We start from the raw sequence: 15151 nt of genomic DNA, 5'->3' as shown, positions 1-15151 counted from the left end.
CGGGCCCGCGGCACCCGTTAGCCTGTGGGAACTGTCGCCGCCCGGACGTGACGACCGGGCGCGGGGACAGCCGGAAGGCGGCCGCATGGCCCGCAGCACGCACCACCACGGGATGGGGGACGGTCGTTCAGGTATGCCCAAGGAATTGCAGCGCGGCCACAAGGCCAAGATCAGTGATCTGACGGCGGGCACCGATCTGTACGTGGGCGTGCAGATCGCCGGTCCCGGACTCTCCTTCGACATCAGCTGTTTCGGTCTCGACGAGCACGAGCAGCTGTCCGACGACCGCTACTTCATCTTCTTCAACCAGCCCAAGTCGCCCGAGGAGTCGCTCCAGCTGCTGGGCGCGCAGGCCGGGGACACCGAGTCCTTCCGGGTCACCCTGGAGCGCATACCGCAGCAGGTGCAGCGGCTCTCCTTCACGGCGGCGCTCGACGGCGCCGGACAGATGTCGCAGATCGGCCCCGGCTACATCCGCATCGTCGCGGGCGGCGAGGAAGTCGCGCGGTACGCCTTCGACGGCTCGGAGTTCAGCACCGAGCGCGCGGTGATGCTGGGCGACATCTACCGCAAGAGCGACATCTGGCGGTTCGCCGCGATCGGCCAGGGCTTCGACGGCGGGCTGGACGCGCTGCTGAAGAACTTCGGCGGCGAGGTCGCCGAGGAGCAGGGTCAGGGGCAGCAGGCCGCCCCCGGCCAGGGGGTGCCCGGTTTCGCGCCGCCCGGGGGCGGTGCTCCCGCTCCGCAGCAGCCCGCGCCCGGCTTCGCGCCGCCGCCCGGGGCGGCCCCGCAGGCCCCGGCACCGCAGCAGCCGCAGCCCGCCCAGCAGCAGGCTCCGGCTCCGGCTCCGGCTCCGGCTCCGGCACAGCCTCAGCCACAGGCCGCTCAGCAGCCCCCGGCGCCTCACCAGCCGCAGGTGCCGCAGCAGCCGCAGGCTCCACAGCCGCCGCAGGCACCACAGCCGCCGCAGCCGCCGCAGCCGCCGACGCCGGACGTGCACGGCGCGCCCACCATGGTCGCTCCCTCGCCCTACCAGCCGCAGCACGGCGGCCAGGTGCCGCCTCCGCCGCCGCAGCCGGGGCCGCCGCCCGGAGCGCAGCAGTACGGCGCCCCCGGCATGCCCCAGGCGCCGCAAGCGCCGCAGCCTCCCCAGCCGTACGGAGCCCCGCAGGCGCCCGGGCAGCCCGGACCGCCCGTCCCGCCGGGGGGCGGGCAGCTGTCCAACCCGTTCGCCCCGCAGCAGCCGGCGGGCCCCGGCGGCTTCGGCGGTGGCCAGGCACCGCAGATCCCGCAGGGCCCGGCCGCCGGCATCGGCGCGGCGCTCCAGAAGTTCCACGAGGTGCCGACCGGTCAGCGCTGGACGCTGCAAAACCCGTCCCTCGTCCGGGCCGACATCGGCATCGACGGCCAACCCGTGCTCGCCAAGCAGGGCAGCATGGTGCTCTACCAGGGCAAGGTCGACTTCTCCTACAAGGGCGCGGGATTCACCGGGCGCGTGGTCGGCAACGCGACCGGCCAGGAGATGCAGCTGATGCGGTGCAGCGGCCGCGGCCAGGTCTTCTTCGCCGAGAACGCGGCACACGTGCACCCGGTGGAACTCCAGGGCGACTCGCTCTGCGTCTCCGCCGAGAACGTGCTCGCCTTCGACGAGTCGCTCCAGCACGAGGTGCGCAGGATCGAGGGCCACGGCATCCCCGGCGGCGCCCTGTTCACCATGCAGTTCACCGGCACGGGCACCGTCGTCGTCAAGACCCAGGGCACGCCCGTCGTCCTGCCGGTCACGCCCACGACGTTCGCCGACGCGCAGGCCGTGGTGGCCTGGTCGGCGGCGGCCCAGGTGATCATCTCCAGCCAGGTGCGGCTGCGCCGCAACGCCTACCCGGGGCACAGCGGGGAGACCGTGAACCTCCAGTTCCGGGGCGCGCCCGGCAACTTCATCGTCGTCCAGCCGTACGAGGTCTGAGGGGGAGCCCGTCATGAACCAGCCAGCAGCACTCGCGGGCTTCGCGCCCGCCCCCGTGGCAGCCAGGATGCAGAACCACGGCGCCCACATGGTGAAGGTCGCCATGCAGTCGGGCCAGGACCTGTTCGCGCGTCCCGGCTCGATGGTCGCCTACGAGGGCTTCGTCCAGTACGAGGCCAACCCGCCCGCCGTCCGCCAGATGGCCTCCCAGTGGCTGACCGGCGAGCAGAACCCGCTGATGCTCTGCCGCGGCGACGGCCTGCTCTACCTGGCCGACTACGGCGCCGACGTCGTCTGCCTCAACCTCAACGAGGAGTCGCTGTCGGTCAACGGCACCAATCTCCTCGCCTTCGACGCGCACCTCCAGTGGGGCGTCGAGCGGGTCAAGGGCCTGGCCAAGTTCGCAGGTCAGGGCCTGTTCAACGTCGGCGTCCGCGGCACGGGATGGGTCGCCCTGACCTCGCGTGGCGCGCCCGTCGTCGTCGACTGCGGGCGCGGCGAGGACGAGACGTACGTCGACCCGGACGCGCTCGTGGCCTGGTCCAGCGGCCTGAAGATGAAGGGCAAGCGCAGCATGAAGGCGAGCGCCCTCATCGGCCGCGGCAGCGGCGAGGCCTACCAGATCGCCTTCTCGGGCCAGGGTTTCGTCGTCGTCCAGCCGAACGAGGACAGCACGGACCGCATCCGGATCCGGGGCTGAGGGGGAAGGAGAACAGCCGTGCAGAGCTCACTCTTCGGCTACGCCGAGATCCAGACCGAGGACCGGTACGCGGTGCAGAACCCGCAGCTGCTGCGGGTCCAGCTGACCGGGCACGACGACGTACTGGCCCGCCAGGGCGCGATGGTCGCCTACCAGGGGCTGCTGGAGTTCGACGCCGAGTACCAGGGCGGCGGCGGGCGCCGCGGCCCGGCCCGCGAGCAGCTGCCGCTGATGCGCTGCTCGGGCCAGGGCACGGTGTTCCTGGCCAACCTGGCGCAGTACGTCCACGTGGTCGACGTCGACCACGACGGTCTCACCGTGGACGCGGGCTACGTCCTGGCCATGGACTCCACGCTGCACCACGAGATCATCTCCGTGGACAGCCAGTTCGGCATCTCGGGCACCGGCGCCTACAACCTCAACATCACGGGCTCCGGCAGGGTGGCGCTGATGACCTCGGGCCAGCCGCTGCTGCTGAACGTCACCCCGGACACCTACGTCAACGCCGACTCCGACGCGGTCGTCGCCTGGTCCAGCGGCCTGCGCGTCCAGATGCAGGCCCAGACCTCCTCGCAGGGCGTCTGGCGCCGCCGCGGCAGCACAGGCGAGGGCTGGGAGCTGTCGTTCCTGGGCCAGGGCTACGCGCTCGTCCAGCCCAGCGAGCTCCTGCCGCCGCAGGGCGCCGAGATCGGCGGCGGGCTGCGCGCCCAGTACGGCATGGGCGCGCAGGGCGCCTACGGCCAGAACCAGGGCAACATCTTCACCAACCGGTAGACCGGTAGACCGGTACCGGCAGCACCGGCGTTCCCGCGACGGCTGCCCCCGCCACCCGGTGGGGGCAGCCGTCGTCGCTTCCGCGGCCGGGCCGCACGGCCGCGCCCCCGCCCCCCGGTCTTTTCGGCCGTCCCCGGAACCGGGTCGGCCGCACACAGCCCGCGGGGGTAGCGTGCGTGCTGAGGAACGGCCGAGCCGTGTGGGAGGCGAGAGGCTTGACGAAGGCTGACGCGGAGCTGGCCACACGGCTGGCGGACATGGCACGGGACCTGCTCGCGCAGACCTCGGTGGACACGACGCTCGAGCGCATCGTGGCGCACGCGGTGGAGCTGGTGGACGGCTGCCAGGACTCGGGGGTGCTCGTGATCGAGGGCGGCAGGCGAGTGCGCACCCTGGCCGCCAACAGCGATCTGGTGCACACCTCGGACGCGCTGCAGGAGGAGGTCGGCGAGGGCCCCTGCTTCGACGCGGCCCGGTACGCGCACGAGGTCTACCGGATCGAGGACGTCACCCGCGAGGAGAAACGCTGGGCCCGGTACGTGCCGCGCGCCCGGGAGCTGGGCGTCGGCAGCATCATGGGCTTCTGCCTGTACACCGAGGACGACAACCTCGGGGCGCTGAACATGTACTCGCCGCACCCCGGCGCCTTCACCGAGCGCTCCGAGCACATCGGGTGGCTGCTGGCCTCCCACGCGGCCGTCGCCTTCTCCAGTGCCCGCAGCCACGCGCAGCTGGAGACGGCCATGGCCTCCCGGCACGACATCGGCGCCGCCATGGGCATCCTCATGGAGCGGTACTCCATACCCGCCCCGCAGGCGTTCACCGTCCTGAAGGAGAGCTCGCAGACACAGAACGTGAAACTGCGCGACATCGCCCGCACGGTCGCCGAGACAGGAGAGATCCCCGGCGCGGTCGGCGGATGACCTCCCGGCCGCCCGACCGGGCCGCGGCCGCTGTCCGGCCCCCGCGGCGCCGACGGCATAATCGGCCCCATGGTGCTCACTCCTTCGCATCTCCGTGTCCTCGGTGACGGCCTCTACCTGTGGAACCCGCCGCAACGCGGCTGGGGGCTCGCCAACTGCGGGCTGGTCACCAGCGCGTCGGAAGGCCTGTGGATCGACACGCCCTACGACCGGCCGATGGCCGAGGCGTTCCTCGCCGCGTCCCAGGAAATCCTGGGCGAAGCCCCAATCGGGCGCATAGCCGTCACGCACGCCAACGGCGACCATCTGTGGGGCGCCGACGTACTGCCGGGCGCCGAGGTGATCGCGACGCGGGAGGCACGGCACCACCTCGAGGTGGAGCCGACCCCGCAGCAGCTGAGCGGCCTGATCGAGGCGGCGGGTGACTCGCTCGTGGGCTCCTACCTCGCCCGCCACTTCGGCCACTTCGACTGGTCGTCCACCCGGGTCGTGGTACCCACCACGGTGTTCGAGGGCGAACTGGAGCTGACAGTCGGCACGCGCACCGTCGTGCTGACCAGCCAGCCGCCCGCACACACCGCGGGGGACATGACGGTCCACCTGCCCGAGCACGGCGTCGTCTTCACCGGCGACATCGTCTTCGGCACGACCCCCGAGTCACCCGGCGACCACGCGATCCACTGGGCGGGCCCGCTGGAGAACGTCATCGCCGCGTGCGAGCGGGTGCTGGTCACCGGCGCCGAGACCATCGTCCCCGGACACGGCCCCGTGCTGGACCCCGACGGCCTGCGCGCCCACATCGACTACCTCGCGCACCTCCGCGAGCGCGCGCACGCCCTGCACGGGCGGGGCGTCTCCGCGCTCGACGCGGCCCGCGCGGTGGCCGACGAGGCCCGTCGGCCCGAACTCGCCCTGGTGGAGCGCCTGGTCGTGACCATCGGCTCGGAATACCGCCACCTGGACGGGACACCGCCACGCCCCCTCGCCCAGGTCATGGAGGACGTGGCGGCCTTCGCCGCGGAACGCGCCTGACACGGATCCCCCGGCGGCCCAGGGCAGCACCGCCCGGGGCCACGCGGGCCTTCGGCGGACCAGGCTGAGAGCCTGACGGTCCGCGCCGAGACCCGGCGGACATAACGGGCACGACGAGGCCCGACCGGACATGCCGAGGCCCGACCGGACAATGGCAAAGGGCCTGGCAGACACCACGAAAGCCCGGCGGGCGTGGCGAAGGCGCCCGTGCCGAAAACCCGCCGGGCACGGCACAGGGCGGCGCCCCCGCGCGGGGGCGCCGCCCTGACCGTCGTCGAGGCGTGGAGGTCAGCCCTCCACGCCGAGCCGCTCCAGGATCATCTGGCGGGCGCGGCCGGCGTCCGCCTGACCGCGCGTCGCCTTCATGACGGCGCCGACCAGGGCGCCGGCGGCCTGGACCTTGCCGCCGCGGATCTTCTCGGCGACGTCCGGGTTGCCCGCGATCGCCTCGTCCACGGCGGCGCCGAGCGCCCCCTCGTCGGAGACGACGGCCAGGCCGCGCTTGTCGACGACCTCGTCCGGGGTGCCCTCTCCGGCCAGCACGCCCTCGATGGTCTGCCGGGCCAGCTTGTCGTTGAGCGAGCCCTCGGCGACCAGCGCGCAGATCCGGGCGACCTGCTCGGGCGTGATGGGCAGCGCGGTCAGCTCGACGCCGTCCTCGTTGGCGCGGCGCGCCAGCTCGCCCATCCACCACTTGCGTGCCTGGTCGGCGGGCGCGCCCGCGTCCACGGTGGCGACGATCGGGTCGACGGCACCGGCGTTGAGGACCGACTGCATCTCGTGCTCGGAGATGCCCCACTCCTCGCGCAGCCGCATCCGGCGCACCCGCGGCAGCTCGGGCAGCGTGCCGCGCAGCTCCTCGACCCACTCGCGCGAGGGCGCGACGGGCACCAGGTCGGGCTCGGGGAAGTAGCGGTAGTCCTCCGCCTCCTCCTTGACCCGGCCGGAGGTGGTGGAGCCGTCCTCCTCGTGGAAGTGGCGCGTCTCCTGGATGATGGTGCCGCCGGACGAGAGCACGGCGGCGTGCCGCTGGATCTCGAACCTGGCCGCACGCTCGACGCTGCGCAGCGAGTTGACGTTCTTCGTCTCGCTGCGGGTGCCGAACTTCTCGACGCCCTTGGGACGCAGCGAGAGGTTGACGTCGCAGCGCATCTGGCCCATCTCCATGCGGGCGTCGGAGACGCCCAGTGCCTTGATCAGCTCGCGCAGCTCGGCGACGTAGGCCTTGGCGACCTCGGGGGCGCGTTCACCGGCGCCCTGGATGGGCTTGGTGACGATCTCGATGAGCGGGATGCCGGCCCTGTTGTAGTCGAGCAGCGAGTGCGAGGCGCCGTGGATGCGCCCGGTGGCCCCGCCCACGTGGGTGGACTTGCCGGTGTCCTCCTCCATGTGGGCGCGCTCGATCTCGACGCGGAAGACCTCGCCGTCCTCCAGCTGGACGTCCAGATAGCCGTCGAAGGCGATCGGCTCGTCGTACTGGGAGGTCTGGAAGTTCTTCGGCATGTCCGGATAGAAGTAGTTCTTCCGGGCGAAGCGGCACCAGTCGGCGATGGAGCAGTTCAGCGCGAGGCCGATGCGGATGGCCGACTCGACGCCCGTCCTGTTGACGACGGGCAGCGCGCCGGGCAGGCCGAGACAGGTGGGGCACACCTGGCTGTTGGCGTCGGCGCCCAGCTCGGTCGAGCAGCCGCAGAACATCTTGGTCCTGGTGCCGAGCTCGACGTGGACCTCGAGGCCCATGACGGGGTCGTAGGAGGCCAGCGCCTCGTCGTACGACACCAGTTCGGTGACGGTCACGGAAAACTTAACCTTTCTCGACCGCGTCAGTCGTCGAGGATGTCGTCGACGTCGAGACGGCGCAGCTCACGCACGAGCAGCACGACGCCGGTGACGATGCCGGCCGCGGAGACCGCCACGTCGATGAGCTGCAGCGTGTCCCCTTCCTTCCTCGCCTCCTTGGCGCGCTTGACGGTGCCGGGGACACCGATGAGCGACGTGGCGATGGAGAAGTACAGCCCGGTCCTGGACTTCTTGAAACCCTTGGCCTTCTCAAGCTTCGAACTCACAGCGACGGTGCCTCCTCTAGCAGCGGGTGACCCCAACGTGCCTGGTAGGCGGCCTCCACGGCCGCACCGACACGGTAGAGCCTGTCATCGGCCATGGCGGGGGCGATGATCTGCAGCCCCACGGGGAGCCCGTCCTCCGGCGCGAGACCGCACGGGATCGACATGGCGGAGTTGCCCGCCAGGTTGGACGGGATGGTGCACAGGTCGGCGAGGTACATCGCCATCGGGTCGTCGGCGCGCTCCCCGATGGGGAAGGCGGTGGTCGGCGTGGTCGGCGAGACCACGACGTCCACCTGCTCGAACGCCTTCTCGAAGTCCCGCGTGATCAGCGTGCGGACCTTCTGCGCCGACCCGTAGTACGCGTCGTAGTAGCCGGAGCTGAGCGCGTAGGTGCCCAGCATCACGCGCCGCTTGACCTCGTCGCCGAAGCCCGCCTCGCGGGTCAGCGCGGTGACCTCCTCCGCCGAGTGCGTACCGTCGTCGCCGGTCCGCATCCCGTACCGCATGGCGTCGAAACGGGCCAGGTTGGAGGAGCACTCCGAGGGCGCGATCAGGTAGTAGGCCGCCAGCGCCTTGGTGAACGAGGGGCAGGACAGCTCCACCACCTCGGCGCCCAGCTCGCGCAGCAACGCGACCGACTCGTCGAACCGCTGCATCACCCCCGCCTGGTAGCCCTCGCCGCGGAACTCCTTGACGACGCCGACCCGCAAACCCTCGACCTCGCCGTTCCGCGCGGCCTCCACCACGTCGGGGACGGGCTGCGCGATGGACGTCGAGTCCTTCTCGTCGTGGCCCGCGATCACGCTGTGCAGCAGCGCCGCGTCCAGCACCGTACGGGCACACGGGCCGCCCTGGTCGAGCGACGAGGAGAAGGCGACCATGCCGTAGCGGGAGACGCCGCCGTACGTCGGCTTCACACCGACCGTCCCGGTCACGGCCGCCGGCTGGCGGATGGAGCCACCGGTGTCCGTACCGATCGCCAGCGGCGCCTCGTACGCGGCGAGCGACGCGGCCGAGCCACCCCCCGAGCCACCCGGGATGCGGGTCAGGTCCCACGGGTTGCCCGTCGGGCCGTACGCGCTGTTCTCCGTCGACGAGCCCATGGCGAACTCGTCCATGTTGGTCTTGCCGATGATGACGACGTCGGCGTCCTTGAGCCGCTTGGTGACCGTCGCGTCGTACGGCGGCACCCAGCCCTGGAGAATCTTCGAGCCCGCGGTCGTCGGCACGCCCTCGGTGGTGAACAGGTCCTTCAGCGCCAGCGGCACACCCGCCAGCGGGCCCAGCTTCTCGCCGCGCTCCCGCTTGGCGTCCACCTCGCGGGCCTGCGCGAGCGCGCCCTCGCGGTCCACGTGCAAGAAGGCGTTGACCTTCTCGTCCACGGCCTCGATCCGGGCCAGGTGCGCCTCGGTCACCTCGAGGGCGGTCAGCTCGCCACGCGCGATCCTCGCCGCCAGCTCGGCGGCGGTCAGCTTGATCAGTTCACCGGCCATCCCGGTCACTCCTCCCCCAGGATCTGCGGCACCTTGAATCGCTGCTGCTCCTGCGCCGGCGCTCCGGAGAGCGCCTGCTGCGGGGTCAGCGACGGACGGACCTCGTCCTGCCGCATGACGTTCGTCAGCGGGAGCGGGTGGGAGGTCGGCGGTACGGCAGCGTCGTCGGCGACTTCAGAGACGGCGGCTACCGCGCCGATGATGTCGTCGAGCTGACCGGCGAAGTGAGCGAGCTCTTCGTCCTTCAGCTCCAGACGCGCCAGCTTCGCGAGGTGGGCGACCTCCTCGCGTGTGATGCCAGGCATGCGGCGGTCCTCTTGATGGGTGAGTTGCGGATTGTCCGCCCCAATCCTATGGGGCCCGCGCCCCTGCCGTTTCCCTCCCTGGCCGCTCCCCCGGTCCACCGCGCCCGTTCCCGGTGGACCGACCCCCGTGACCTGGGCTTGCTCACGGAGTGTGGGCGGGGGGCGGGGCAGCGGGAAGGGCGCGGTTCACCGAGACCTCGCGCGCCCGCAGCCACGCGGTGGTCTCCCCCGGAGGCATCGCCGCGGCCACCAGCCACCCCTGGACGGCATCGCATCCCAGGTCGCGCAGCCGCTCCCACGTCTCGTCGTCCTCCACCCCCTCGGCGACGACGAGGAGACCGAGCGAGTGCGCGAGGTCGACGGTGCAGCGCACGATCTCGGCGTCCTCGGTGTCGACGGCGAGCCGCGCCACGAAAGAACGGTCGATCTTGAGTTCGCTGACCGGCAGCCGCCGCAGGTGCACCAGCGAGGAGTACCCGGTCCCGAAGTCGTCGAGCGACATCTTCACCCCGTGCCCGGTCAGCCCCGCCAGGGTGTCGGCGGCCTGCTGCGGGTCCTCCAGGAGGACGTGCTCGGTGATCTCCAACTGGAGCGCCCCCGGCGGCACACCGTGCCGGGCGAGCCGCGCGGCGACGGCCCCGGCGAAGCCGGGCGAGTGGACGTCGCGCGGCGAGACGTTGACGGCGACGGGCACCGTCAGCCCGCCGGCGCGCCAGAGCGCGACCTGGGCGAGCGCGGTCTCCAGCACGTACTCGGTCAGTCGCGGCATCAGCCCGGACGTCTCGGCGATGGCGATGAACTCGTCCGGGGGGACGCGGCCCCGCTCGGGGTGGACCCACCGCACCAGCGCCTCCAGACCTGAGACGGTGCCGTCGAACCCGACCTTGGGCTGGTAGTGGAGCTCGACCTCGCCGGCGTCCAGCGCCCTGCGCAGGTCGGCGAGGAGTCCCAGGCGGTCGGGCGTGTTGCCGTCGCGGGTGGCCTCGTAGACCTCGACGGCGGTGCGGTCGCGCTTGGCCTCGTACATGGCCACGTCGGCGCGGCGCAGCAGGCCTTCGGCCTCGGTGGCGTGGTCGGGGTAGACGGCGACGCCCGCGCTGGCCTCCAGCACCAGCGTCAGCCCGTCCAGATCCAGCGGGGAGCCGAGCGCGGAGACCAGGCCGCGGGCGACGCGCTGCGCGCTGGTCGTGGAGTCGGCGACGGGCAGCAGCACGGCGAACTCGTCACCGCCCAGGCGGGCGGCCTCGGCGCCGCGCGGCAGCGCCGCACGCAGCCGCTCGGCGATCTGCAGCAGCAGCCGGTCGCCCGCGAGGTGGCCGAGGGTGTCGTTGACGGACCGGAAGCGGTCGAGGTCGATGAGGACGAGCGCGGAGCGCGACGCGGTGCGCTCGGCTTCGTCCAGCGCCGCCCAGGCGCGCTCCAGCAGCCACAGCCGGTTGGGCAGCCCGGTGAGCGGGTCGCGCAGCTGCTCCTCGGCGCGGGCGCGGGCGATCCGCAGCGTGGAGTCGAGCGCGATCAACGGCACCGCGAACAGCGGCAGTGTGAGCGGCTTGTGGTAGGCCACGACGGCGATGAGCGGCGCTATGCCCAGCAGGGCGACGCCCACCAGGCTCTGGCGGATCAGCGCGGTGCGCAGCGTGGAGGGCAGACCGCGGGTGCGCGGGGCGAAGCAGAACCACTGCAGCCCGCGGGTGAACACGAGGTAGAGGGCGGCGGCGAGCGGTACCTCCGCGACCGCGGCCAGGCTCCACGCGTCCGGCCCCCACGGCCGCTCGACCGAGGGGCGCACCCCGCACACGGCGAGCGCCAGGCTGGCGACACCGATGCCGAGGAGGTCGATGGCGCCGTGCACGAGGGCCTGCCGCCATTTGTGCCGGCGTGCGGCGCCGACGAGCGCGACGACGGCGAGACTGACCAGCAGCGCCGGCACCCAGCCGTGCAGCAGCAGGATCGCCAGCGTCAGCGCGGGCCCCGACCCGGTGCCGCCCCACCAGCGGTCGCGGCTCATGGTGACCAGGTGGGCGACCACACATCCGGTGAGGACCGCGAACGACCATCCGGCGGTGCCGCCGGGGAAGAGCGCGTGGCCTTCCCACAGGAGGCGGGCGACACCGCCGATCAGCGCCAGCGCCGCGGCGGCGACGACCAGCGCGGGCAGCGCCGGCGGGCGGGCGGCGAGCAGCCGCAGCAGCCGGGTCTCCTCGCTGCACGCACCGCCGGCCTGCGCACCGCCGGGGCCCGCCCCGGCGTCGTGTCCCGCCCCGCCCCGCGTGCCGTCCGAGGGCAGGCGGGAGAACGGGGGCCCGGAGCCCCCGGAGAAATCCAGCATCCTGGTCCCTCTCGCAGCCGTCCACGCCTGCCCCTCGCCACGACAGGCGTCTACGTCAACAGTAGGCCGCTGCCTGGGAAGAGGGGCAGCGATCGGCCGCTGTTGCCTCAATGCGTTCGCATCCTGTGCGCACAACTTCCGGGCGTGGTACGGCGCCTGTGGGCCCGGGGCCTGTGCCCCGGGCACGAAAGGGGCGGGGCACAGGTGGCTGAATGTGGCCCGTGCGCGAGTGGCGAACTCGCCTGGCACGCTCGCGGATCACCCCGGACTCGCCCCTGGTGACCGGCCTCGCGTCAGTCGCCCGCTTCCTCTCCCTCCCCGGGGGCCACGGCCGCCTCACGCGCGGCGTCGGGCCCCTGCTCCAACAGCACGGCGAAGCCGTCATCGTCCAGAATCGGCACCTTCGCCTGGACGGCCTTGTCATATTTCGAGCCAGGGTTCTCGCCGGCCACCACGAAATCGGTCTTCTTCGAGACCGAGCCCGTCACCTTGGCGCCCTGCTTCTGGAGGGCCTCCTTGGCGCCGTCCCTGGTGTGGGAGGCGAGGGTGCCGGTGACGACGACCGTCAGACCCGCCAGCGGGCGCGGCCCCTCCTCACCGCCGGAGGCCTCCTCCATCCGCACTCCGGCAGCACGCCACCGCTCGACGATCTCGCGGTGCCAGTCCTCGGCGAACCAGGCCTTGAGCGAGGCGGCGATCGTCGGCCCGACCCCCTCGGTGGCGGCCAGCTCCTCCTCGTCGGCCTCGGCGATCCGCTCCAGGGAGCGGAACTCGCGGGCCAGCGCCTCGGCGGCGACGGGCCCGACGTGGCGGATGGACAGCCCGGTGATGATCCGGGCGAGCGGGCGGTCCTTGGCGGCCTTGATGTTCTCCAGCATCGCCAGGGTGTTCTTGCGCGGCTCGCCCTGCTTGTTGGCGAAGAGGGTGACCGTCTTGTCCTCGCCCGTCTCCGGGTCGCGCTTGGGGATGCCGGTGTCCTGGTCGACGACGTAGGCGACGATGGGCAGCAGATCCTCCACCGTCAGGTCGAACAGCCCGCCCTCGTCCCGCAGGGGCGGCTGCTTGGGCTCCAGCGGCTGGGTCAGCGCGCTGGCGACGACATAGCCGAAGTGCTCGATGTCCAGGCACTTGCGGCCCGCCAGGTAGAACAGCCGCTCCCGCAACTGGGCCGGGCAGGAGCGGGCGTTGGGGCAGCGCAGATCGACGTCGCCCTCCTTCATGGGCTGGAGCGCCGAGCCGCACTCGGGGCACACGGCGGGCATCACGAACTCCCGCTCGCTCCCGTCACGCAGATCGGCGACCGGGCCGAGGATCTCGGGGATCACGTCGCCCGCCTTGCGCAGCACCACCGTGTCGCCGATCAGGACACCCTTGGCCTTGACGACGTCCTGGTTGTGCAGGGTGGCGAACTCGACCTCGGATCCCGCGACGGTGACCGGCTCGACCACCGCGTACGGCGTCACCCGCCCGGTGCGGCCCACGCCGACGCGGATGTCCACCAGCTCGGTGTTGACCTCCTCCGGCGCGTACTTCCAGGCGATGGCCCAGCGCGGGGCGCGCGAGGTGGCGCCCAGGCGGCCCTGGAGGCGGATCTCGTCCAGCTTGACGACGACGCCGTCGATCTCGTGCTCCACCGAGTGGCGGTGCTCGCCGTAGTAGGAGATGAACTCGCGCACACCGGCCAGGCCATCCACCACCTTCGCGTGCGTCGAGGTGGGCAGGCCCCACGCGCGCAGCAGGTCGTAGGCGGCCGACAGGCGGGTGAAGTCCTCCTTGGCGAAGCCCTCCAGGGCGCCGATGCCGTGCACCACCATGTGCAGCGGACGCGTCGCCGTCACCCGCGGGTCCTTCTGGCGCAGCGAGCCGGCCGCCGCGTTGCGCGGGTTGGCGAACGGCTTCTCGCCCGCCTCGACCAGCCGCGCGTTCAGCTCCTCGAACCGCTCCATCGGGAAGAAGACCTCGCCCCGCACCTCGACCAGCTCGGGCACCCGCTCGCCGCTCAGCCGCTCGGGGATGTCCGCGATGGTGCGGATGTTGGGCGTGATGTCCTCACCGGTGCGGCCGTCGCCCCGGGTGGCGGCGCGCGTCAGCCTGCCGTGCTCGTAGGTGAGGTTGACCGCGAGGCCGTCGATCTTGAGCTCGCACAGGAAGTGGTACGCCACGCCCTCCAGCTCGCGGGCCACGCGGTCGGCCCACTCGCCCAGCTCCTCGTCGTCGAAGGCGTTGTCCAGCGAGAGCATGCGCTCGCGGTGGGCGACCTCCGTGAACTCCGTCTCGTAGTGCCCCGAGACCTTCTGCGTCGGGGAGTCGGGGGTGCGCAGGGAGGGATACTCCTCCTCCACGGCCTCCAGCGCGCGCAGCAGCCGGTCGAACTCGGCGTCGCTGACGACAGGAGCGTCCTTGACGTAGTACCGGAAGCGGTGCTCCTCGATCTGCTCCGCGAGGCTCTTGTGCTTCTCCCGCGCTTCGGCGGGGGCCGTCACGTCCTCTTCGCCAGCCACCGTTGGTCCTCCCGTCACTGAGGGTTGTCAGCGAGTGCTCGTGCCGCCCGGGCGCAGTGGGCGAGCGCCTGGCGGGCGTACGCCGGTGAGGCTCCCGCGAGCCCGCACGTGGGGGTGACCACGACGGACTCGGCGAGCAGACCCGGGGACAGCCCGAGCCTGCGCCACAGCGACCTGACACCCCCGACGCTACCGGCAGGGTCTGACAATGCCCGCCCGTCGCCCTCGGTGGCGGGTACGACACCCGCGAACAGGGTCACGCCGTCCTCGACGGCCTCCCCGATCACCTCGTCGTCACGCTCGGTAAGGAGCGAGAAGTCGAGCGAGATGCCGTCGGCGCCGGCCCGGCGCAGCAGTCCCACCGGCACCCCGGCGGCGCACGAGTGCACGACCGTCGGCCCGTCGTGCACCGCGAGCAGCTCGCGGAGGGTGGACTCGACCACCGCCCTGTCCACCGCGGGATGGGTGCGGTAGCCGCTGGCCGTGCGCACCTGGCCGGTCAGTACGGCGGTGAGGGAGGGCTCGTCGAGCTGGAGCACCGGGACGGCGCCCGGCACCCGGCGCCGCACGTCGGCCAGGTGCCCCGCCAGCCCCTCGGCCAGCGAGCCCGCCAGGTCGCGGACCGCGCCGGCATCACCCAGCATCGCCTCCCCGTTGCGCCGCTCGACGCCCGCCGCCAGTGTCCAGGGGCCGACGACGGAGACCTTGAGGGCGCGCGGCCGCCCGGCCTCCCCCAGCCCCTGGGTGAACTCCTCGATCGCGTCCAGGTCCTCGCCCAGCCAGGCGCGGGCGCGGCGGGTGTCACGCCCCGGCCGGTCGCTGATCCGCCAGCCGCTGGGTTCGAGGTGTACGTACATCTCGGCCAGCAGGCCCGTGGTGCGGCCCAGCATGTCGGCCCCCGGGCCGCGCGCGGGCAGCTCCGGGAGATGGGGCAGGTGCCCCGGCGCCTCGAGGGAGCCGGTGACGGTTTTGGCCGCCTCCCGCGCGTCGGTGCCGGGCATGGACCCGATACCGGTCGCCGCCGCGGGGCCCCAGACGGTTGTCGGCTGCGTGTCGTTCATCGCG

Annotated in this window: 12 protein-coding genes; 5 read left to right on the top strand and 7 right to left on the bottom strand. The window is 72.5% G+C overall.

Annotation, left to right across the window (positions count from 1 at the left end):
* Positions 1 to 133 precede the first annotated feature (133 nt).
* From MMF93_RS23980 to MMF93_RS23960, 5 genes are all read left to right on the top strand, one after another.
* Positions 134 to 1963, top strand: coding sequence for a TerD family protein (locus tag MMF93_RS23980; RefSeq protein WP_242757737.1), 1830 nt, complete (start codon positions 134 to 136; stop codon positions 1961 to 1963).
* Between the two features lie 13 nt (positions 1964 to 1976).
* Complete coding sequence (locus tag MMF93_RS23975; protein WP_242754697.1) at positions 1977 to 2663, top strand: AIM24 family protein; 687 nt, start codon at positions 1977 to 1979, stop codon at positions 2661 to 2663.
* Positions 2664 to 2681: 18 nt separating this feature from the next.
* Entirely contained in the window at positions 2682 to 3437 is a 756-nt protein-coding gene (locus MMF93_RS23970; RefSeq protein WP_242754696.1) for an AIM24 family protein, read from the top strand.
* Positions 3438 to 3694: 257 nt separating this feature from the next.
* Positions 3695 to 4360 carry a GAF and ANTAR domain-containing protein gene (locus MMF93_RS23965; RefSeq protein WP_242757736.1) on the top strand — a complete coding sequence of 222 codons (666 nt, stop codon included), beginning with the start codon at positions 3695 to 3697 and terminating at the stop codon, positions 4358 to 4360.
* Between the two features lie 69 nt (positions 4361 to 4429).
* Positions 4430 to 5392, top strand: coding sequence for an MBL fold metallo-hydrolase (locus MMF93_RS23960; RefSeq protein ID WP_242754695.1), 963 nt, complete (start codon positions 4430 to 4432; stop codon positions 5390 to 5392).
* Between the two features lie 288 nt (positions 5393 to 5680).
* On the opposite strand, the gene gatB is transcribed toward MMF93_RS23960, so the two are convergent.
* The 7 genes from gatB to MMF93_RS23925 all read right to left on the bottom strand — a co-directional run bounded on the left by gatB (position 5681) and on the right by MMF93_RS23925 (position 15147).
* Entirely contained in the window at positions 5681 to 7189 is a 1509-nt protein-coding gene (gene gatB / locus MMF93_RS23955; protein ID WP_242754694.1) for an Asp-tRNA(Asn)/Glu-tRNA(Gln) amidotransferase subunit GatB, read from the bottom strand.
* 26 nt (positions 7190 to 7215) lie between these two features.
* Positions 7216 to 7458, bottom strand: a complete 243-nt coding sequence (locus MMF93_RS23950; RefSeq protein WP_114015981.1) for a hypothetical protein — start codon at positions 7456 to 7458, stop codon at positions 7216 to 7218.
* The gene (gatA, locus tag MMF93_RS23945; RefSeq protein WP_242754693.1) at positions 7455 to 8951 is read right to left on the bottom strand and encodes an Asp-tRNA(Asn)/Glu-tRNA(Gln) amidotransferase subunit GatA; all 1497 of its coding nucleotides are present in this window, start codon (positions 8949 to 8951) and stop codon (positions 7455 to 7457) included. The genes MMF93_RS23950 and gatA overlap by 4 nt, the downstream gene beginning before the upstream one ends.
* Positions 8952 to 8956: 5 nt before the next feature.
* The gene (gene gatC / locus MMF93_RS23940) at positions 8957 to 9256 is read right to left on the bottom strand and encodes an Asp-tRNA(Asn)/Glu-tRNA(Gln) amidotransferase subunit GatC (protein WP_242754692.1); all 300 of its coding nucleotides are present in this window, start codon (positions 9254 to 9256) and stop codon (positions 8957 to 8959) included.
* A 142-nt stretch (positions 9257 to 9398) separates the two neighbouring features.
* Entirely contained in the window at positions 9399 to 11585 is a 2187-nt protein-coding gene (locus MMF93_RS23935; RefSeq protein WP_242754691.1) for a putative bifunctional diguanylate cyclase/phosphodiesterase, read from the bottom strand.
* A gap of 293 nt (positions 11586 to 11878) precedes the next feature.
* Complete coding sequence (ligA, locus tag MMF93_RS23930) at positions 11879 to 14086, bottom strand: NAD-dependent DNA ligase LigA (protein ID WP_242754690.1); 2208 nt, start codon at positions 14084 to 14086, stop codon at positions 11879 to 11881.
* Between the two features lie 14 nt (positions 14087 to 14100).
* On the bottom strand, positions 14101 to 15147 hold the full coding sequence (locus tag MMF93_RS23925) for a methionine synthase (protein ID WP_242754688.1): 1047 nt from the start codon (positions 15145 to 15147) through the stop codon (positions 14101 to 14103).
* Positions 15148 to 15151: the final 4 nt, after the last annotated feature.

This window comes from Streptomyces tubbatahanensis (assembly GCF_022699385.1).
Taxonomy (GTDB): domain Bacteria; phylum Actinomycetota; class Actinomycetes; order Streptomycetales; family Streptomycetaceae; genus Streptomyces; species Streptomyces diacarni.
This window is presented reverse-complemented; position numbering and strand designations above follow the sequence as displayed.